17 protein-coding genes, 3 pseudogenes and 2 riboswitches are annotated in these 18,937 nt (G+C 54.3%); of the genes and pseudogenes, 11 read left to right on the forward strand and 9 right to left on the reverse strand.

What is annotated here, in order from left to right; translation table 11 throughout:
- Window positions 1–658 precede the first annotated feature (658 nt).
- A complete protein-coding gene (locus tag BLW02_RS18215; RefSeq protein ID WP_003464991.1) occupies window positions 659–1,177 on the forward strand; it encodes a YkgB family protein in 519 nt (172 codons plus the stop codon).
- Between the two features lie 29 nt (window positions 1,178–1,206).
- Here BLW02_RS18215 and BLW02_RS18220 read toward each other — a convergent pair whose 3' ends face one another.
- The 3 genes from BLW02_RS18220 to istA all read right to left on the reverse strand — a co-directional run bounded on the left by BLW02_RS18220 (window position 1,207) and on the right by istA (window position 4,826).
- A complete protein-coding gene (locus tag BLW02_RS18220) occupies window positions 1,207–2,052 on the reverse strand; it encodes an AraC family transcriptional regulator (protein ID WP_003464995.1) in 846 nt (281 codons plus the stop codon).
- Window positions 2,053–2,480: 428 nt separating this feature from the next.
- Window positions 2,481–3,218: an IS21-like element helper ATPase IstB gene (gene istB / locus BLW02_RS18225; RefSeq protein WP_092701302.1), complete on the reverse strand. Its 738-nt coding sequence runs from the start codon at window positions 3,216–3,218 to the stop codon at window positions 2,481–2,483.
- A 63-nt stretch (window positions 3,219–3,281) separates the two neighbouring features.
- Entirely contained in the window at window positions 3,282–4,826 is a 1,545-nt protein-coding gene (gene istA / locus BLW02_RS18230; protein WP_092701305.1) for an IS21 family transposase, read from the reverse strand.
- Between the two features lie 165 nt (window positions 4,827–4,991).
- Between istA and BLW02_RS18235 the strand changes: the two genes are divergently transcribed.
- Complete coding sequence (locus tag BLW02_RS18235) at window positions 4,992–5,873, forward strand: IS5 family transposase (protein WP_139285412.1); 882 nt, start codon at window positions 4,992–4,994, stop codon at window positions 5,871–5,873.
- A gap of 176 nt (window positions 5,874–6,049) precedes the next feature.
- Window positions 6,050–6,352: pseudogene (locus tag BLW02_RS20345) on the forward strand (Na+/H+ antiporter NhaA); the annotation flags it as partial.
- A gap of 65 nt (window positions 6,353–6,417) precedes the next feature.
- Here the strand turns inward: BLW02_RS20345 and BLW02_RS18245 are convergent.
- Window positions 6,418–7,365 carry an IS5-like element ISAte1 family transposase gene (locus BLW02_RS18245; protein ID WP_044398522.1) on the reverse strand — a complete coding sequence of 316 codons (948 nt, stop codon included), beginning with the start codon at window positions 7,363–7,365 and terminating at the stop codon, window positions 6,418–6,420.
- Between the two features lie 87 nt (window positions 7,366–7,452).
- Complete coding sequence (locus BLW02_RS18250; protein ID WP_084601294.1) at window positions 7,453–8,217, reverse strand: helix-turn-helix domain-containing protein; 765 nt, start codon at window positions 8,215–8,217, stop codon at window positions 7,453–7,455.
- Between the two features lie 93 nt (window positions 8,218–8,310).
- On the opposite strand from BLW02_RS18250, the gene BLW02_RS18255 reads away from it, so the two are divergent.
- Genes BLW02_RS18255 through BLW02_RS18275 form a run of 5 tightly spaced genes read left to right on the forward strand, consistent with a single transcriptional unit; the run spans window position 8,311 to window position 11,838 of the window.
- Window positions 8,311–9,186, forward strand: a complete 876-nt coding sequence (locus BLW02_RS18255) for an AEC family transporter (protein ID WP_092701308.1) — start codon at window positions 8,311–8,313, stop codon at window positions 9,184–9,186.
- A 32-nt stretch (window positions 9,187–9,218) separates the two neighbouring features.
- Entirely contained in the window at window positions 9,219–9,914 is a 696-nt protein-coding gene (locus BLW02_RS18260) for a glutathione S-transferase family protein (protein WP_043387357.1), read from the forward strand.
- Between the two features lie 3 nt (window positions 9,915–9,917).
- Window positions 9,918–10,616, forward strand: a complete 699-nt coding sequence (locus BLW02_RS18265) for a glutathione S-transferase N-terminal domain-containing protein (protein ID WP_044398515.1) — start codon at window positions 9,918–9,920, stop codon at window positions 10,614–10,616.
- A gap of 20 nt (window positions 10,617–10,636) precedes the next feature.
- Window positions 10,637–11,338, forward strand: coding sequence for a haloacid dehalogenase type II (locus BLW02_RS18270; protein WP_092701311.1), 702 nt, complete (start codon window positions 10,637–10,639; stop codon window positions 11,336–11,338).
- 8 nt (window positions 11,339–11,346) lie between these two features.
- Complete coding sequence (locus tag BLW02_RS18275; RefSeq protein WP_081770863.1) at window positions 11,347–11,838, forward strand: DM13 domain-containing protein; 492 nt, start codon at window positions 11,347–11,349, stop codon at window positions 11,836–11,838.
- 533 nt (window positions 11,839–12,371) lie between these two features.
- On the opposite strand, the pseudogene BLW02_RS18280 reads toward BLW02_RS18275, so the two are convergent.
- From BLW02_RS18280 to BLW02_RS18290, 3 genes and pseudogenes are all read right to left on the reverse strand, one after another.
- A pseudogene (locus BLW02_RS18280) lies at window positions 12,372–12,515 on the reverse strand (class II aldolase/adducin family protein); the annotation flags it as partial.
- A gap of 108 nt (window positions 12,516–12,623) precedes the next feature.
- On the reverse strand, window positions 12,624–12,878 hold the full coding sequence (locus tag BLW02_RS18285) for a hypothetical protein (RefSeq protein ID WP_052521058.1): 255 nt from the start codon (window positions 12,876–12,878) through the stop codon (window positions 12,624–12,626).
- A gap of 199 nt (window positions 12,879–13,077) precedes the next feature.
- Entirely contained in the window at window positions 13,078–13,617 is a 540-nt protein-coding gene (locus BLW02_RS18290; protein ID WP_044398511.1) for a carboxymuconolactone decarboxylase family protein, read from the reverse strand.
- Window positions 13,618–13,724: 107 nt separating this feature from the next.
- Between BLW02_RS18290 and BLW02_RS18295 the strand changes: the two genes are divergently transcribed.
- From BLW02_RS18295 to BLW02_RS18305, 3 genes and pseudogenes are all read left to right on the forward strand, one after another.
- Window positions 13,725–14,555, forward strand: a complete 831-nt coding sequence (locus BLW02_RS18295) for an AraC family transcriptional regulator (RefSeq protein ID WP_044398509.1) — start codon at window positions 13,725–13,727, stop codon at window positions 14,553–14,555.
- 2 nt (window positions 14,556–14,557) lie between these two features.
- Window positions 14,558–15,471, forward strand: a pseudogene (locus BLW02_RS18300) (amidohydrolase); the annotation flags it as partial.
- A gap of 10 nt (window positions 15,472–15,481) precedes the next feature.
- Window positions 15,482–15,571, forward strand: a riboswitch (glycine riboswitch).
- Window positions 15,572–15,684, forward strand: a riboswitch (glycine riboswitch).
- 61 nt (window positions 15,685–15,745) lie between these two features.
- Window positions 15,746–17,020: a D-amino acid dehydrogenase gene (locus tag BLW02_RS18305; protein WP_044398507.1), complete on the forward strand. Its 1,275-nt coding sequence runs from the start codon at window positions 15,746–15,748 to the stop codon at window positions 17,018–17,020.
- Window positions 17,021–17,137: 117 nt separating this feature from the next.
- Here BLW02_RS18305 and BLW02_RS18310 read toward each other — a convergent pair whose 3' ends face one another.
- Window positions 17,138–17,776 (reverse strand): trimeric intracellular cation channel family protein, encoded by a 639-nt coding sequence (locus BLW02_RS18310; protein WP_092701314.1) that lies wholly within the window; start codon window positions 17,774–17,776, stop codon window positions 17,138–17,140.
- Window positions 17,777–18,937: the final 1,161 nt, after the last annotated feature.

The raw sequence follows: 18,937 nt of genomic DNA on the forward strand, positions 1-18,937 counted from the left end.
TGACACCTGGGCGGGAAAATCGAGTGTCTCAGCCGGCTTGATGGCGCTTCCGCGGTGCGATACTTGGCCTCATGCGGTTAAAACGCCTATCCGTTGCCCAATAGGTAGCTAACTTATTAATTTAACAAAAGTGACGTGTGTCGTTCTGCAGGGCATGCTGTTCCCCAACCCTGGAAAACCTATCCTCTTTAACACGTCAAAGTCGATTGATAGGCTTGCTGCAACAGCTATCTGCCCGGTTGAAGTCGAAGATCGATGTATCTGTAGGGTTTGGAAATAAATGCGGGCGCCCACCGCACTCACGGCTCAGTTACCATTCTTTGTGCATCGCGGCCGCGCGGCTAGTTGGTAGCTGTTCTAAGCCTAGTCAGTGCCGCCCTTCGCCCCAAGCCCCATAGTCAGATTTGAGAAATGACAGTAGGCGATGCCGCAACGCGCTTCATCGACCTATGTAAAACGACTCCTTTATCGAAATAGTGCACTCATCGCTCTCCACGGCGATCCCTTCATCGCGAATTGCACCGCCCAAGACGATCTGCACTGAAATCAATACTTTCTGATGCCTCTTGATTAGAGATGCCAGCCATAATCATCTCATCGCCAACGCATACGGCGTTCGGCAGCCAACACACTCTCACTCACTACTGGAAGCTCAGACATGAAAACCATAGGCATTGAAAACTCGAAGTCCAGCGTACAGGCCCACTTAACGCTTGGAACCAAAACTATGGGGCTAGGTATCTATGGCGCGTACTTGGCTCTCGCTATTATTTACTTCTGGTTCGGCGGCATGAAATTTACCCACTACGAGGCCGAGGGCCTGGTTCCACTGGTGAGCAACAGCCCGCTTTTGGGATGGGTGTATAGCATTTTTTCGGTCGACATGTTCTCCAGCCTGCTCGGCATACTAGAGATTTCGATCGGCACTCTGATCGCAGGCCGCATGCTGTCACCCAAACTATCCGTGGTAGGAGGCGCTCTGTCTGCAGGCCTGTTCTTCACAACCCTTAGCTTTATGTTTTCCACTCCGGGCGTCATTGAGCCTAGTTTAGGGTTTCCGGCGATTTCCGTTGCGCCAGGTCAGTTTCTGCTTAAAGACTTAGGGTTGCTTGCTGTTTCGATATTTGTGGCAGGCCATTCGCTGGTTGAACTGGAAAAACGTAAAATTAATGCATAATTTTTTCAATGGCTTAAGGCAGTAATGCCTTAGGCCTTTTTGCCGTCATTTTCCCCCGCCAGATCTTTCAACCAGTCACGAGGGCTCAACCCCGTCTTGCGTCTAAATGCGCGAGACAGCGCCGAAGGACTTTCGTAGCCGACTTGAGCTGCAATCAGCGTAATCGAGCGCCCTTCTCGCATCAGCTTCTGAGCCAGGCTAACTCGCCAACTCAACAAATAATCAGCAGGCGTCTGTCCGATGACACTCTTGAAATGCACGGCATACGCAGCGCGTGACATATTTGACTCACTGGCCAGCTCTGCTATTGACCAGGCATGTTCCGGGGAGTTGTGCATCTGTAAAAGCGATCGGGCAAGCCGCATGTCGGCCAGTCCAGCCATCATTCCGGTGCGCAACTGGTGATGATCGAGCAGGTAACGGAGCAACAGAATGATTAGGAGCTCAAATAAGCGCTCAAGCGCGGCTTCCCTTCCACAATGCACATTTGCCGCCTCGGCGAACATCCACTCCAACGTGTCTGCCAGCATGGGCAGATCATCGAGTGCGAGCACCAAACAGTCCGGTAATGAAGCCGACAAAGGATTATCAATTCCGCCCTCAAACTCCATGGAAGCACACAACAACTTTGCGCCATCGGACTCACCCGCAAACAATTGATGCTTGGCGGGGCGTGGCATAAAAATCAAGCTAGGGCGAGTGAGCTGCAAATCCTTGCGATCGGGACCAAGCAACGTCACGCTGCCGGCCTGAAGCAGATGGATATAACCTCGCCGCTCGGCGCCATCGTAAGATGCAGAGCCGCATAGGTCGCCGTCATAGAACAGATTGGCCCGCACGCCGAACCGCGAGAGCAAATTAGACAAACGATCCATTGGCCGATCCTTGACGAGTCAGAACGCACAGACCATACCATCTGCGTTGTCGTTCAGTGCCTGTAGCGAACATGCCGGCGTAAATCAGCCAACGGATAAAGTGATCACTGAGCAGCTCAGCCTCCCTTTCCAGTTCGGCTGGGCTTTGTTGCACAAAGCCAGTCCGCTGAGCTGGTAGCCTCGAGACATGAGTGAACCGAAGGGGTCCAAGGCCCGCTACAAGACCACCAACTGGGCAGAGTACAACGCCGCGCTCAAAGCCCGAGGGTCGCTGACTGCGCATTCCACTGATGGCGGACAGTGATTCCATTCCCATCGCGGACAGCGTTCCATGCGATGGCGGACACGCTGCGCCGGTGTCCTGAGTGACGGCCAAATCGTAGCCGAAGTGTCCGCCATCAGCGTGGAATGGCGGTTGGGCTGGATGCTCAGGCGGCCTTGGACAGCTTGCGCATCGATTCCCCCTTGAGGGCTATCTTGTGGGACCCGTGCACGATGCGGTCCAGGATGGCATCGGCCAGCGTGGGCTCGTCCAACCAGGCGTGCCAGGCCGTCACCGGCAACTGGCTGGTGATGAGCGTTGAGCGCGTTCCCACCCGGTCGTCCAGGAGTTCGAGCAAATCGTTTCGCTCATGCGCGGCAATCGGCGCAATGCCGAAGTCATCCAGGATGAGCAGGTCCAGCCGGGCCAGTTGCGCCAGCCGCTTGCCAAAGCTACCATCGCCATGGGCCACATGCAGCTCCTCCAGCAACCTCGGTGCGCGGGCATAGAGCACCGAGAAACCCAGTCGTGCCGCCTGTTGCCCCAGCGCACACGCCAGCCACGTCTTGCCGCAACCGGTGGCGCCGGTGAGCAAGACGTTGTGACCATGGCGCAGCCAGTCCCCGCCGGACAGACTGGCGATGACTTCGCGGCTCAGGCCCCGGCTGCCCCGCCAGTCGATGTCCTCCAGACACGCGCTGGAGACCTTCAGGCGGGCGGCTTTCAACAGGCGCTCCAGTCGCTTGCTGTCGCGCCAGTCCACCTCGCGCTGCACCAGCAGGGCCAAGCGTTGTTCAAAGGGCAACTCGCTGGCGGAGATGTGGGTGGCGGCATCGTTCAGGGCGGCCACCATGCCGTCCAGGCGCAGGGCGCGCAGTTGGTTCAAGGTGTGTTCGTTGAGCATGGTTGTTCTTTCTCTGTTTCGCTTCGGTGTGGGGTGGTGTGTGCGGCTTCTCAGTGGTGCTGCTCAGTGGTAGTAGCCCGGCCCGCGCACGTTCTCGTGCAGCGGCAGGCTCGCCTGCATGGGGATGGGGGCCTCCAGCGGACGCTGGTCCAGACCACAGCTCAGGATGGAGGCGATGCTCTTGTAGGACGGTGAGCGAATCGACTGCGCACGGGCACAGGCTGCCTCCAGCCGCTGCGCTCCGTACTCACGCCCCAGGCGCATGAGGCCCAGGCAGGAGCGGTAGCCCTGCTCGGGATGCTGGCGGTGCTCCATCTGCCAGCGCACCACGGCCGCGGTGGCTGCACCCATTCGCTCGCCCCAGGCGATGAGCTTGGCCGGCGTCCACTGCAGGTGCGCCCGGTGTGAGGCCGGCATGTGCTCAGGCGTGGTGGTGTGTGCGCCCTTTCGCCCACTGAGCGCGTGGGCGGCCACCCGCTTGTTGCCGTGCAGGACTTCGACGGCGGTGGCCGTGATGCGCAGCTCCACCACCTCGCCCACCAGGGCGTGGGGCACCGAGTAGTAGTGGCCATCGAGCTCGACGTGGTAGTCGATATTGACGCGGGCGGGCTTGAAGCGGGCGATGACCATGCGAGCCGCCGGCAACGGGCGCAGGGCTGGTCGGTCGAGTTCGGCAAAGGCGCTGGCGCGGTCGCCGGGCAGCTTCTTGAAGGCTCGCTGGTTCAAGTCCACCAGCAAGGTGGCAATCGCCCGGTTCAGGGCGGCCAGGCTGAAGAAGGTCTGATGGCGCAGCCTGGCCAGAATCCAGCGCTCGACCACCTGCACGCCGACCTCCACCTTGGGCTTGTCGCGGGGTTTGGCCGGGCGCGCGGGCATGACGGGCAGGCCGTAATGCACTGAGAGCTCTTCGAGCAAGCGGTGTGAGGTGGGCTCGTAGCGGTCAGGGCGGGCCATCAAGGCGCGCGGCTGGTCGGGCACCAGCAGGCGGGGCACGCCGCCGATGAACTCCAACGCGCTAACGATGCTGGCCACCCAGTCGGTGGCCTTCTGGCTGGCGGTGGCGCAGGCATAGGTGTAGTTCGAGGCCCCGAGCACCGCCACGAAGACCTGAGCCTGCGTTATCTCGCCGGTGCTGGCGTCCACGATGGGCACCGTCTGGCCGGCGTAGTCCACAAAGAGTTTGTCGCCGGCTTCGTGGGTCTGGCGCATCGAACGCTTCAATCGTCGCGACCAGGCTTGGTACTTCTCGCAGAAGGCGCTGTACTTGTAGGCTTGGCCGGCGTGTTGCTGCTGGTATTCCTCCCACAGCAGTTGCAGGGTGACACCGGGGCGACGCAGTTCGCAGTGGATGTGGGCGCAGTCGGGCTCCAGGTGGCGCGATGCTCGCGCTACCGGTGGCTTGTAGAGCCGGGCCTGCAGTTCTTCGTCGCTCAAGGTCTGGGCCAGCGCCCAGTCCACGCCGGCCACGCGCGCGTAGCTGGCGATTTCGCTGACGGTGGATTTGGAGATGCCAAGCGCCGCGCCGATTTGGCGGGTGCTCAATGTCCCGCCGTGCAGCAGTTGCAGTGTGTGTCGTATCTTGCTCATGGTGACCCTGGGTGTGGGCATCGCTGGTTCCGGTCAAAAGCCGGGCAGCGTATGCCGTGTTCGGGTCACTCAGAACACCCCGCAGGTGTCCGCCATCAATTTGGAATGCTGTCCGCCTTCAGCGTGGAACGGTGTCCGCCATCACGCTGGAACACTGTCCGCCATCAGCATGGAATCGTGTCCGCCATGGCGTGGAATACGCAGCTGACAATCTGGCTGGACAAAGGCATGCAGTGGTACGCCCCATCCAGCGGCAAACGCGGGCGCCAGCACATCTTCTCCAACGCAGCCATCCAGTTCTGTCTGGGCATCAAGTGCCTGTTCGGTCTGGCCCTGCGTCAAAGCCTGGGCATGGTTGAAAGCCTGCTGCGTCTGGCAGGCCTGGACTGGCGGGTGCCCGACTACAGCACCGTGTGCCGACGCCAGAAGACTTTGCAGGTACAACTGCCCTACCGAGCCAGTACCACCGCACTGGAACTGCTGGTGGACAGCACCGGCATTCAGTTCCTTGGCGAAGGCGAATGGAAACGCAAGAAGCACGGTGCCGAGTACCGGCGCCAGTGGCGCAAGGTGCACCTGGGTATTGATGCCCACACGTTGGAGATCCGGGCCATCGAGGTGACCGACAACAGCGTGGGCGATGCGCCCATGCTGCTCGAGTTGCTGGAGCAGATACCACCCGATGAGCCGATTGCCAGCGTCAGTGGGGACGGTGCCTACGACACCAAGGCGTGCCATGCGGCGATTGCCCAGCGAAATGCGCAGGCGGTGATCCCCCCGCGCAAGAACGCCCAGACGTGGAAGGCGACCCTGGTGGGAGCGCATGCGCGCAACGAAGCGCTGCGAGCCTGTGACAGATTGGGGCGCAGCATCTGGAAAAAGTGGAGCGGCTATCACCGCAGAAGTCTGGTGGAGACCAAGATGCACTGCTTCAAACGCCTGGGCCAACGGGTGATGGCGCGCACGTTTGAGCGGCAGGTGGTGGAGTTGCATGTGCGTGTGGCTCTGCTCAACCGTTTCACGCAACTCGGGCGCCCGAGCACGGTGCCCGTGGGTGCCATGGCATAGCTGCGTCTGGGGCTGGGGTAATCTCGTCTGCCTTCCGACTTGTGCAACAAAGCCACGCGCCCCTCGAAATACAAAATCTGCGCCGCCAAGCATTTTTTAAAATTTCCGAGGTCCTCAAAGCGCGTCACCCCTTGAGCATCCAGGCCAGTGCAACGGCCCGTGAAGACATCACGGACATGCAGTTCATTGCGGCTTACCGTGTGCCCTTTCAGTTCAGCCCCTTGGTGCAAGCGCATTTGAAGGTGGGTTCGTTCTTGCAATCAGCCGCTGGTGTGCATGTGACCGACTTGGATGGCCAATCGTTTTATGACCTGACCGGCTCCTATGGCGTCAATGTATTTGGCGCAGGACTTCTGGGCGGCATAGGCTTCACAATGTCAATTTTTATCACCAATCTGGCCTTCACTGGTGAGGCTGAATTGATCAATGCATCAAAGATTGCCATATTGCTGGCATCTGTGACAGCGGGCACCATTGGATTCTTGTGGCTGGCTTTGTTGCACAAACCAGAAGCGAGCCGAGATAACCCCAGCCCCAGACGCAGCTACGCCACAGCAGGCACAGGCACCGTTGCCGGGCGCCCAAGTTGTGTGAAGCGGTTGAGCAAAGCCACCCGCACATGCAGTTCTGTGACCTGGCGCTCAAACGTTCGCGCCATCACCCGCTCGCCCAAGCGCTTGAAGCAATGCATCTTGGTTTCCACCAGGCTTCTTCGGTGATAACCGCTCCACTTCTTCCAGATACGGCGCCCCAGCCTTTGGCAAGCTCGCAGGGCTTCGTTGCGCCCGCCCGCTCCCTCCAGCGTTTGTCTCCAAGGCCTTGCATTCTTGCGCGGGGGAATCACCGCCTGCGCACCTCTTTGCGCTATCGCCGCGTGGCACCCCTTTGTGTCGTAGGCTCCATCCCCACCGACACTTGCCACCGGCTCATCGAGCGGTATCTGGGCCAACAGTTCGGGCAGCATGGGAGCATCGCCCACGCTGTTGTCTGTGACTTCAATGGCCCGAATCTCCAGCGTGTGGGCATCAATGCCCAGGTGCACCTTGCGCCATTGCCGCCGATATTCGGCTCCGTGCTTCTTGCGTTTCCATTCCCCTTCACCCAGGAACTTGATGCCCGTACTGTCCACCAGCAAATCCAGCGCTGTGGCGCTGCGCTGGTAAGGAAGCTGCACCTGCAGCGTCCTCTGACGGCGACTGATGGTGCTGAAATCGGGAACCCGCCAATTCAGCCCCGCCAGACGCAGCAGGCTCTGAATCAGTCCCAGGCTCTGGCGCAGTGCCAAGCCAAACAGGCACTTGATGCTCAGGCAAAACTGGATGGCCGCATCCGTGAACGTCTGCTGGCGACCCCGTTTGCCACTGGCAGGTGCGTACCACTGCATGTCTTTGTCCAGCCAGATCGTCAGCGCCCCTCTGACCTTGAGTGCGGCGTTGTACGCAGCCCAGTTGGTGGTCTTGTAGCGGGTCTTAGGCCCTTGGGGTTCATTCATGCGCCGAGGTTACCAGTGCAATGGGGCTGGTTTGTGCAACAAAGCCCTTGTGGCTTATGCTGTTTGGGGGTAACGCCAATTTGTCATCTAAGCAACGCGACCCAGCGCCCTAGATAATGTTGATGGGCTGGAATAACCAGTTCGCGTTGCAATTTGCTTCAACCCGATACCGGTGTCAACCAATTGCCGCGCAATAGCTAACCTCAAGTTTTCTAAATACTTTCCTGGTGATACCTGCATCACTTCCTTGAAGTAATTGGCAAATGATGTTCGCGACATTCCAGCCAAGTTAGCCAAACTTTCCAAGGTCCAAGGATGGGCTGGCTTGGAATGCATCGCTACCAAACTTTTAGCAATCCGCGGATCTGACAAAGCCTGAAACAACCCTGTGGATTGTTGTGGTCGAGAAGTCAGGTGTCGCATCAAGCTAACCAACAAAATATCGCCTGCCCGATTCATGAAGAAGGGTTGTCCACAACGACTGGCCTGCATTTCGTTTGCAATCAGCATCATGACTTGCACCAACGATGGATCAGCATCCTTCATGACGATTGAGATTGGCTTAGATTGCTCCGCTAAGAAGCTAGGCCCCATTGGCCCATCAAAGACAACATCAAAGCTCATGCAGCACTGCTGATCTGCTTGCAGAAGATTCTCAAAATAGCTCGCCGCAGGGCAAACCAACAATGACAAGGCGTCCTGCTGAATACCCGAGAAACTGTCGGTTGGATGATCAGATGTCCCCGTCTTGATGATGTGCAGCGAAAACCCGTCTGGCTTAGTTGCCAAGGTTACTTTCGGACTAAGTCCCTCAAGCAAGGCGGTGAGTCGATCTAAGCGCGGAGCGTCCATTTGTACGAATTGCAAATTTATATGTACGAATTGTTGCACCAAGTGCAGGATACTGCAATCTGTTCTAGTTTTTCACGTAACAAGTGAGGGCACATGTTTTCAAAAATCGCATCCATCACGCTGCCAATTTTTACCCTTGTGCTGGTTGGTTTTCTCTACAGCCGACGCGTCAAACCGGACCTAGGGGGAGCCAACAAACTGGTGGTGGACATCGCACTGCCTATTTTGATTTTTATCTCGTTGTCCGCTAAATCATTCGATCCCATTTCTGCCATGTCTTTCACTGGGGCATCGATCGTGTTGATTCTTCTGACTGGCCTGATCGCTTGGCCATTCGCAAAATTCTCAGGCGCATCAGTGCAAGCATTTTTGCCGTGTGCCATGTTCACTAATGTTGGTCCAATTGGCATTCCCTTGATTGCACTTGCCTATGGACCCGAGGGCATGGCTCCCGCGGTCGTTTTGTTGGTGATTTCTAATATCCTGCATTTCACGCTTGGTGCTGGCGTGATGAGCGGCAAAGTTGACTGGCGGATGGTTTATGCCAACCCACTTGTTTGGTCAACCGTATTGGGTGTTGCTAGTTCTCAATTGCAGATAACACTTCCGAAGTGGGTTCAAACATCCTGCACCATGATTGGCAGTGTACTGGTCCCGATGATGTTGATGTCACTCGGAGCAAGACTTGCCAGCAGTCAAGTGGCGGACGCATGGGTAGGTGTTCGCTCAGGCGTGCTTATTTTGATCATCAGGCTTGCTGCTGTACTTTTGGCCCTTTGGTTCATTCCATTGGAAGGACTAGAGCGTGGGGCATTGATCCTTTTTGCATGCTTGCCATCGGCAGTCTTCAATTTCATGCTTGCAGACAAATTTCAGGTGGAGCCTAACAAGGTGGCTTCCACAGTCATCGTTGGACATTTACTGAGTCTGGCTTTTCTGCCACTCGGGATTTGGCTGGCATTCATTTAAGTTTTTCATTCATAAGCAAAAAGGAGTTCATCTTGATCAAGTTTTATTTCCATCCTTCGCCCAACCCTTTAAAGATTGCCCTGTACCTTGAAGAGACAGGAGAGCCCTATGAGCTCATTCCTGTCGACACACGTAAAGGCGAACAGCACTCAGATAGCTTTAAGGTCATCAACCCGAACGCGAAGACGCCAGCCATGCTTGACGACGACATTCGAGTTTTTGATAGCAATGCGATGTTGCTTTATTTGGGCGAAAAGATTGGCAAGTTTGTGCCTGTAGGGACGCCAAAGAACAAAGCTGAGATGTATTCATGGCTGATGTTTGTAGCCACAGGTATTGGCCCTTACTGTGGTCAGGCTGTCCACTTCAAGCACTTCGCTCCAGAGCCCAAAGAATACGCAGTGAACCGCTATGACTTTGAAGCATGGCGTCATTGGAACCTCATCAACGACCACTTGGCACATCAGCCGTACATGATGGGCAATGATTACTCAATAGTGGACATGTCGGTATGGGGCTGGGCTCGCGTCGTCCCCTTTGTATTGGGTGCTGATGCTTGGGAAAAACTGCCGCACGTTAAACGCTTGCTTGATGAAATCAACGCACGTCCTGCGGCGCAACGAGCAGAAGCCTTGAAGACCAAGTTTGCTTTCAAAACCGAAATGGATGAAGACGCACGCAAAAAGCTGTTCCCATCTAACGAGCGCCTGAAAGCCTCTGGAGTGTGAGGCATGGTTGATTTTTATTACTGGACCACACCTAACGGCCACAAGGTCACGATGTTCTTGGAAGAGTCAGGTCTTGACTACAACATCAAACCAATCAATATCAGCAAAGGCGAACAATTCGTTCCTGATTTTTTGAAAATTGCGCCCAACAATCGCATACCGGCCATCGTAGATCACACACCTGTTGGTGGAAGCGAACCCATTGCCATTTTTGAATCGGGTGCCATTCTTTTGTACTTGGCAGACAAGACGAAACAATTTATCCCTCAGGACTTACGTGGAAGAAATGAATGCCTGCAATGGCTTTTCTGGCAAATGGGTGGTCTAGGCCCAATGGCTGGTCAGAACCATCACTTTGTCCAGTACGCACCAGAGCAACTGCCGTATGCCATTGATCGTTATGTCAAAGAAACATCACGCTTGTATGGCGTGCTGAATAAGCATCTATCAGATGGTCGCGAATACATTTGCGGTGAGTACTCTATTGCCGACATGGCCTCCTATCCATGGGTTGTCCCACACGAACGCCAACGACAAGACATGAGCCAGTTCCCCTACCTATCTTCATGGTTTGAACGGATTGGAAGTCGTCCGGCAACACAAAAGGCCTATGACATCGCAAAGTCGATCAATACCGCGCCTACTGTGGACCAGAACGCCAAATCCATTTTGTTTGGTCAAGATGCAAAGACAGTAGTTTGATTCCCAACTAGGAAATTTTCATGACTATAAAAGCAGTTGTTTTTGATGCTTACGGCACATTGTTTGATGTTTACTCCATCCAAGTATTAGCTGAAGAGCTCTACCCAAGCCATGGGGCTGACATTGCGGTGAAGTGGCGCGACAAGCAAATTGAGTACACAAGGTTGATTACGCAGTCTGATCCGCACAACACATCTGGCAGTCAATACTTCCGTCCATTTTGGGAGCTGACACGCCTGTCATTGGAGTACACCCTAGACAGACTGAAACTAAATCGTGAATCGGATCAGGTAGAAAAACTGATGCAGCAATACGCTCACCTGACCCCGTTTACTGAAAATTTGGCAGTCCTTCAGAAAATCAAAGCTAGTGGTGTTACGACTGCCATCCTCTCTAATGGCAGCGTGGACATGCTGGCATCAGCTGTCAAGAGCGCGGGCATGGAAGATGTCTTAGATCAAGTCATATCAGTAGATTCAATACGCCTTTTCAAGACATCGCCCGAAAGCTATGGACTTGTGCAACAGACGATTCCCGTAAACAAAGATGAAATTCTGTTCGTATCAAGCAATGCATGGGATGCACTAGGTGCTACTTGGTTTGGCTTTACAACGCACTGGGTCAATCGACAAGGTTTGCCGTTTGAGGCTTTGACACCTCGCCCGCATTATTCCGGGCCAGATCTCAAGTCAGTCCTTCACTCGTTGGAGCTAGCGGAGTAATCATTGCTATGAAATTTCATCTACTTTTAAGTTTCATACTTCTTTGCACAGTGCCAAATGCAAATGCACAGCTGCTAGATGCAATTCGTGGTCATGCTCAAGACCTAAGAGTGCGATTTGACGATCACCAAAAAATCGAAGGCGAACTCATCAAACGAGGACAGATTGACAAAACAGCAAAGGGGCAGGATTTAATCCACAACTCCTCTGGCGAGTGGTCTGTCATAAAGGTAGGAAATCAATTATTTTTGCAATCAAGCGAGAACTTTAGATCCAGCCCAGGCCCTGACTACCATGTCTACATCAGTAGCAAATCTGCCATCAAGGACAACGATGAATTTAGCGTTCAACAAATTGAAGTTAGCCGGCTTAAAAAGCCTAATGGTGCCGCTTTCTATCTCCTGCCAACGCAAAACCCAGAAGACGTAACGAGTGTGCTAATTTGGTGCAAGCAGTTCAAAGAATACATCGGTTCGGCAGATTTACGGCAAGCAAAGTAAGTTGATCAGACAAGAAATTAATGAGCAGCATATGAAGTGCGAGCAATCGCACAGTCAATTCCACGGTTTTCACTTCGTATGCTTCTCATTTCGTTGAGTTCGACTCCCGAAATTGAACTCGATCAATGCACCCTACTTTCGTCTCACTACTGCACCAAACCTTGATTTCCCTTGGCTCCTAGTTTGATTGCCTTTTGATTGGCTCATCATTTGCCGAGTAAAATGCTATAGGACACATCAAAAGTGCTTTAAACCTCAGAAAAGTTACATTATGTAACTTTTGGCTTATTACACGGTTTATTACACGTTTATCGTTTTTGCCTATAAATTATTGATTTATATGGATTTTTGACGAGCCTGGCTTTCTGTTAATCAGAGGTTCTCTGGTTAAAACTTAGCTCATTATTTAGACCAATTTTTCTCAGTCATTGCACGTTTTATTACACGGTCGATGACCAAAAGCAAGCTGCATAAATCGATCTGTACAAAGTGCTACTCACTCCAACTCATACTATAGAAATTGTCTACCGTTATGGGGTAACGCCACTGATGTGGGTGAACACCAGATCGCTCCAGCCATACAGCGCCACCAGCCGGTAACACGCGGCCAAGCCCAGCCGCAGCTGCCATTCATCGGGGTGAACGCTATCTTTTAAGGAAGGAATCTCAAACGCCATGGCTGTGCTCCGCAGGTCAGCAAAAGGGATTCAGCTTAGCGGCAAGCGGGGCGGGGGGATGACTTGTTGGTGACTGGGCGTAAAGGGCTGCCAACGATGAGGCCGCACTCACCCCGGCCGCGTCAATTCCTCCAGCCGCATCAGCCAAGCCCGGGCGTGCACCCCGCCATCGGCCACATCCCCACACATCTCCACCGACGCTTGCAGTTGCCCACACATCGCGGGCCGTTCGGGTTGCCCAAAAACTTTGCAGCGCATTTGTTCGTCAAGTTGCACGCAGGGCACGCCCGCTGGTTTGCCTTGGGGCATGGTGGGGATGAGCGAGGAGATGGATGACTCGCGCAGCTGGAATAAGGCGCGCACAACTTGATGCCCAGGGCCTTGCAGCCAGGGCTGGAAGACGCGTTCGCAGGAGACGTAGAAGTTGTTGCCGTCAATGAGGGCGAGCTTGGCCGCAGGAGTGAAGGCCATCTGTGTGCCAACAGGAGCAACACGGCCACCTGCGCCAACGACCACCAGGAGGTGGCCGTTGGCGTTCCCCGCTTGTCAGCGAGGCTGGGCTTTACAGGGCGACTGGCACGGCTGGGAAGTCGACGTCGGTGTCGGCAATGTGGTTGGTGTAGTTGGTCAACACGTTGAGGGCCACGTTGGCGGTGACTTCGATGACCAGGCCATGGTCCACACCCGCTGCTGCGGCATCGGCCAGATCGCTGTCGGCCAACACGCCACGCTGACGGACGATTTTGATGGCCAGCTCAACCAAGGCCTTGTCTTGTTCGCCTTCGGCGGTGCCGCTTCGGGCTGCGCGGATGGCTGCTTCCGACAAACCAGCACCTTTACCGATCAGGGTGTGTGCAGACAAGCAGTACTGGCAAGCGTTGGTTTGGCCCACGGCCAATGCGATCAACTCGCGCTGGGCGGCGCTCAAGCGGCCTTTGCTCAGTGCGTCGGAGAAAGCCAGGTAGCCGTTCAGGGCGGCTGGAGCCTGGGCGAAGGTGGCAAACAGGTTGGGTACCATGCCGAGCTTGGCCTTGACGCCGTTGAGGGTGGCTTGGGTGGTGGCGTCGGCTTGGGCAAGTGATACAGGTGCGATACGTGTCATGGTGAAACTCTCGTTTTGAATGGCTGTGCGACATGCACCAGTGAATTGTGCGATACGTATAATCACTGAAAGCACAAGAAAGCATACCCAAAGTATCAAGCGCCGCCATGGACCGACTTTCACCTTTGTTTGCCCGCTCGGTGCCCAGCGCACGCGTGTTCTATTCGGGCAACCTGTGCCAGATCTCCGCCTTTGAGGCCGAAGCTCATGTGGGCCATGTGCATTTGATGCGCAGGGGCACCATGAGCGTGATCGACCGGCATGGGCGCGCCAGCAGGGTTGAAGAGCCCAGTTTGTTGTTTTTCCCGCAGAGTTCTGCCCACCGGCTGGTGCCCGATAGCGCCGACGGTGTTGACCTGGTGTGTGCGTCTGTCGATCTGGGCGACGAGGCCCGAGGCGCGCTGATCTCTGCCATGCCCGAGGTGCTGGTGATTCCGCTGAACCAGTCGTCCAGTCTTTCACCCGCGTTGGACCTGTTGTTCCAGGAAGCCTTTGACGAAAAGTGTGGTCGGCAAGCTGCGCTGGACCTGTTGATGGAATACCTGCTCATCTTGTTGCTGCGCCACCTGCTTGACATTTCATCGGTCACCACCGGCATCCTGGCGGCGCTGGGCGACCCACGTTTGTCCAAAGCGGTCACGTCCATGCACGACCGGCCCGGCCATGCATGGACGCTGGAATCGTTGGCCGAAACCGCAGGCATGTCGCGCGCACGCTTTGCCAATCACTTTCGAGAGGTGTCGGGCCTGACCGCGCTCGACTACCTCACGGCCTGGCGCATCACAGTAGTCAAGGGTTTGCTCAAACGAGGCAAGCCGCTCAAGTCCATTGCGCCCATGGTGGGTTACGCCAGCGCTGTAGCGCTTACCCGCGCTTTCACCCACCGCGTCGGCATGCCGCCACTTGCCTGGCTGCAAACGCACACCGATCAGGACTGAGGCTGCCCCATGCCAGTTGCCATGCGGGTTTGATGCATGCCTGCGGCCACGACGGACACACCGCAATGCTGCTGGCTGCGGCCGAACATATTGCAAAGTCCACCACGTTTGATGGCACGCTGAATTTGATCTTTCAGCCCGCTGAAGAAAGCTTGGGGGGGCGCGCAAGATGATTGAAGACGGCCTGTTTGACCGCTTCCCCTGCGACGCAATCTTTGCCATGCACAACCTGCCGGGCTTTCGGCCAGGTCAGTTGTTATTGCGCGAAGGCGCAACCATGGCGTCCAGCGAAAACATTCTGGTGCACATTGAAGGTAAAGGCGGCCATGGTGCCATGCCGCACCAGAGTGCTGACCCGGTCGTTGCGGGTTCGGCAATTGTCATGGCGCTACAAACCATCGTTTCACGCAACGTACCCCCACTGCACATGGCCGTGATCACGGTCGGCTCTTTTCAGTCGGGTGTGGTCAACAACGTCATCCCCCAAAACGCCACGTTAAAGCTTAGCGTACGGGCGCTGGATCGGGATGTGCGAGAGTTGTTGCGCAATCGCATTGTGGAGCTCGTTGAGTTACAGGCGAAAAGTTTTGGCGTGACCGCAAAAGTCGAGTTTTTGCCCGGTTACCCGGTGCTGGTCAATACCCCTATTGAGACGGGAATAGCCCGCGAAGTGGCGGTGGCGTTGGTAGGCGCAGATAACGTGGTGCTCCAAACTGAACCGCTCACCGCCAGTGAAGACTTCGCCTACATGCTCGACAAAGTGCCAGGCAGCTATCTATTCATCGGGAATGGCGATGCAACTAACGGAGGTCACGGGGCCTGCATGGTGCACAACCCCAATTACGATTTTGAAGACCGCAACATACCTGTGGGTGCTGCGTTCTGGGTCGCGTTGACTGAGCGCTTTCTGGCGTAGTTTTTTTATGAAATTCAGATCGGGAGAGATCGCGTTAAATCGCGACGCCGAAGGAGCAACCACCCCGGAAACTCTCAGGCAAAAGGACCGGTTTGAATCGTTGATATCTCTGAAGAGTTGCTGGTCTTAGTCACCCGGCACACCGCAGGAGCAAGTGGTTGCATTGAACACGATGGACCACGAATCTCTCAGGTTCTAAACAGAGGGGGTGCACCAGCCATGCACAGGGCTTGTTGGTGCTCAACACTTTGACGTTTTTGAAAGCTCATTCACTATGAAAACAATCGCAGTTATTGGCGGCGGCATCACGGGCGTCACAACAGCTTATGCCTTGGCAAAACGCGGCTTTTCCGTTACCTTGTTTGAACGCCATCGCTATGCTGCGATGGAAACATCATTCGCAAACGGAGGGCAACTCTCTGCATCTAATGCAGAAGTTTGGACGCATTGGTCCACCATCCTCAAAGGGCTAAAGTGGATGCTCAAAAGTGATGCGCCGCTGCTGGTCAACCCAGCACCTACGTGGCACAAACTCTCCTGGTTTGCAGAGTTCATTGCTGCGATGCCCCATTACGAGCGCAACACGGTTGAGACAGCTCGCTTAGCAGTCGCAGCCCGCAAACACTTGTTTACTTGGGCGCAGGAAGAAGGCATTGATTTCGACCTGAAGAAGGAAGGCATCCTGCACATTTACCGTGACAAAAAAGGGTTCGACCATGCAGGCAAAGTGTCAGTCATGCTGGCCAAGGGGGGCCTACCTCGCTATGCCGTGACCCCAGCTGAAATGAAAGCCATCGAGCCGACATTGGCAGGCACCTACTACGGTGGCTACTTCACTGAGAGCGATTCCACGGGAGACATTCACAAATTCACCAATGGACTAGCAAATGCGGCATCACGACTCGGCGTGCACACGCTGTATGGTCAAGATGTGACGTCGATTCAAAGCGATGGCCAACAAGCTGTCATCACCGTGACACAACAAGACGCCACCCCAAGCCTGCATACCTTTGATAGCGTGGTGGTGTGTGCAGGAGTGGGCAGCCGTGACTTTGCAGCTCAGCTAGGCGATCGCGTGAACATCTACCCCGTCAAAGGCTACTCCATCACCGTCAACTTGAACGATGAAGAAAGTCAATTGGGTGCCCCCACCGTGAGCTTACTGGATGACGAAACCAAGTTGGTCACCAGCCGCTTAGGCCTCAACCGTTTCCGCGTTGCAGGCACTGCCGAATTCAATGGCGTGAACCGTGACATTCGCGCAGACCGCATCCGCCCATTGATTGAATGGGTGGAACAATGTTTTCCCCGCGTTAACACACGCTCTGTAGTGCCTTGGGCAGGCTTGCGCCCTATGATGCCCAACATGATGCCTCGGGTGGGTCAAGGTAGAACTCCCAATGTTTTTTACAACACCGGGCATGGGCACTTGGGTTGGACGTTATCAGCCGTGACAGCTGAGCTGGTGTCAGACACCATCGTCAAAGCTGCAGCAAAGAAATCAGGATATTCAATGAACTTGCATGCAGTTGCTGCTGGCAACATTTAGAGTTCAAAATAATAAGCAGTAGGGGTCTTGCGGCTCTCTACTGCTTTTTTTCTTAACTTAGTTGGTGATTTTCTAAAAAATTAAACAACCTCATCATTGGTTATAGTTTTTTAACATTCAAGCCCGCCAAGCCGGCAGTTGCCAGTTGCGCCACAGTGCCAGTGCGCGAAGGCACACAGTAACAAATAAGCACCCCAGTAAGGCCATCCAGTCTGGAGCATCTAATGTCCAAAGGACCACGTAAGTCCAGCCACCAGCAAAAGAACACACCGCGTAGGGGCGGTGGTCTTTGAAAGCCGTGGGAATTTCATTGCAAACCATGTCACGCAGCACACCACCAAAAACACCCGTGATCAGGCCCATTAAGACGGCGACTACTGGCGGCATGAGTGACTGCAAGGCGAGGTGAACTCCCGTCGCAGTAAATAGTCCCAAGCCCAGCGCGTCGGGCCAGAGTATTGTTCTTTCAGTTACTTCAAAATGCCGCTGTCGCATGAAGACCATAGCAAATACGCACAAGGCCAATACGCCCCAAAGCATTTCGGTATGTTGCACCCAAAAAAACGGGCGTTGATCAAGCAGCAAGTCGCGCAAGGTGCCACCTCCAAAAGCTGCCAGAAAAGCCACAACACAAATGCCCACCGCATCGAGCTTTTTACCCGCAGCTTTCATCAGTCCAGACAACGCAAATGCAGCGGTCGCTAACAACTCGACTATCAAATGTAGGGTGTCCCCCCATGATTGAAGTAAATACATTGAAAATTTATGTCACCAATTTAAAGTTTTCATAGCTAAAGCAAATTCAATCGCACTGTAAATTCCACGTTTTTAATTTTATAGGCTACTGGTCTACAACAGTTCGACTTTAAAAATTGAGCTCGAATAATTAGGGCTGTCACAGTTCGATGTCAGTGCATGGTCTCAAAAAAATTTTTTTGATTCGCGCACTAAGCAAAGCGTCTAACTTTTCCCCTGCTTGTTTAAAGCGCCAATTGCAAAATCTACTCCTGCGCTGGAAATTGACCTGCTTATTCAACTCCAATAAGTTGATCAACTCAATGCTGAACCGTCCAGAATCTGGACGCCCCTCCCATGTAGCTTTGAACTTCCACAGGTTTTAGTTCGCTTGCTATTCGTAACGTGTAACGTTTGGGAAGTAAGATGGCTCACAAACGTAGCAAAAGTGCACTAAACCTTGGAAAAGTTGCGAAACACAACTTTTGACCCAATTGCACGAAATATTACACGTTTATCAAAAACACCAATAAGTCATTGATTCATATGGGATTTTGACGAGCCTGTTTTTCTGTTAATCAGAGGTTCTCTGGTTAAAACTTAGCTCATTATTTAGGCCAATTTTTCTCAGTCATTGCACGTTTTATTACACGGTCGATGACCAAAAGCAAGCTGCATAAATCGATCTGTACAAAGTGCTACTCACTCCAACTCATACTATAGAAATTGTCTACCGTTATGGGGTAACGCCAGCCATCGGGGGCCTTAAGAGTGAAGTCCGGAGCAGCCAGCCAAAATCACAGATTGGGGTATCTAGAAGCATGGTTTTTGTTCATTTAGCACACACGTTTCAAGTGGTACTTGGAGGTGCCAGTTTGTCTTGAGTTTTGAGGTCAAAGTCCGTTGCATCGTGACGTTCGTGTAGTTGATCTGAAAGCTTGCCCCAAGTACGGTTGACCTTTCGACCACGCTGGACGGCAGGGCGTTGAAGAACTTCATTAGCCCATCGCCTTAAATTCTTGTAGCTCTCAACTTGCAGAAACTCTCCCGCGCCATAGGCCTCACCCAACACTAAGTTGCCATACCAGGGGTCTCCTCGTTTTCAGTGCAATAAGTGACGGTACGAAAAGCTAGCACTGGCGCGGAGGTGGTGTTGGTAGATCGTTGATTTCATTGACTTTC

The sequence above is a fragment of the Acidovorax soli genome (assembly GCF_900107605.1).
Taxonomy (GTDB): Bacteria; Pseudomonadota; Gammaproteobacteria; order Burkholderiales; family Burkholderiaceae_C; genus Acidovorax; species Acidovorax soli.

What these genes read in the sequence shown, in the direction of transcription:
- BLW02_RS18235 (WP_139285412.1), top strand. Translation starts at nt 4,992, where the DNA reads ATGGCGTGGAATACGCAGCTGACAATCTGGCTGGACAAAGGCATGCAG.
- BLW02_RS18290 (WP_044398511.1), bottom strand. Translation starts at nt 13,617, where the DNA reads ATGACACGTATCGCACCTGTATCACTTGCCCAAGCCGACGCCACCACC.
- BLW02_RS18250 (WP_084601294.1), bottom strand. Translation starts at nt 8,217, where the DNA reads ATGGACGCTCCGCGCTTAGATCGACTCACCGCCTTGCTTGAGGGACTT.
- istB (WP_092701302.1), bottom strand. Translation starts at nt 3,218, where the DNA reads ATGCTCAACGAACACACCTTGAACCAACTGCGCGCCCTGCGCCTGGAC.
- BLW02_RS18215 (WP_003464991.1), top strand. Translation starts at nt 659, where the DNA reads ATGAAAACCATAGGCATTGAAAACTCGAAGTCCAGCGTACAGGCCCAC.
- BLW02_RS18295 (WP_044398509.1), top strand. Translation starts at nt 13,725, where the DNA reads ATGGACCGACTTTCACCTTTGTTTGCCCGCTCGGTGCCCAGCGCACGC.
- BLW02_RS18255 (WP_092701308.1), top strand. Translation starts at nt 8,311, where the DNA reads ATGTTTTCAAAAATCGCATCCATCACGCTGCCAATTTTTACCCTTGTG.
- BLW02_RS18310 (WP_092701314.1), bottom strand. Translation starts at nt 17,776, where the DNA reads ATGTATTTACTTCAATCATGGGGGGACACCCTACATTTGATAGTCGAG.
- BLW02_RS18305 (WP_044398507.1), top strand. Translation starts at nt 15,746, where the DNA reads ATGAAAACAATCGCAGTTATTGGCGGCGGCATCACGGGCGTCACAACA.
- BLW02_RS18265 (WP_044398515.1), top strand. Translation starts at nt 9,918, where the DNA reads ATGGTTGATTTTTATTACTGGACCACACCTAACGGCCACAAGGTCACG.
- BLW02_RS18270 (WP_092701311.1), top strand. Translation starts at nt 10,637, where the DNA reads ATGACTATAAAAGCAGTTGTTTTTGATGCTTACGGCACATTGTTTGAT.
- istA (WP_092701305.1), bottom strand. Translation starts at nt 4,826, where the DNA reads ATGCCCACACCCAGGGTCACCATGAGCAAGATACGACACACACTGCAA.
- BLW02_RS18245 (WP_044398522.1), bottom strand. Translation starts at nt 7,365, where the DNA reads ATGAATGAACCCCAAGGGCCTAAGACCCGCTACAAGACCACCAACTGG.
- BLW02_RS18220 (WP_003464995.1), bottom strand. Translation starts at nt 2,052, where the DNA reads ATGGATCGTTTGTCTAATTTGCTCTCGCGGTTCGGCGTGCGGGCCAAT.
- BLW02_RS18275 (WP_081770863.1), top strand. Translation starts at nt 11,347, where the DNA reads ATGAAATTTCATCTACTTTTAAGTTTCATACTTCTTTGCACAGTGCCA.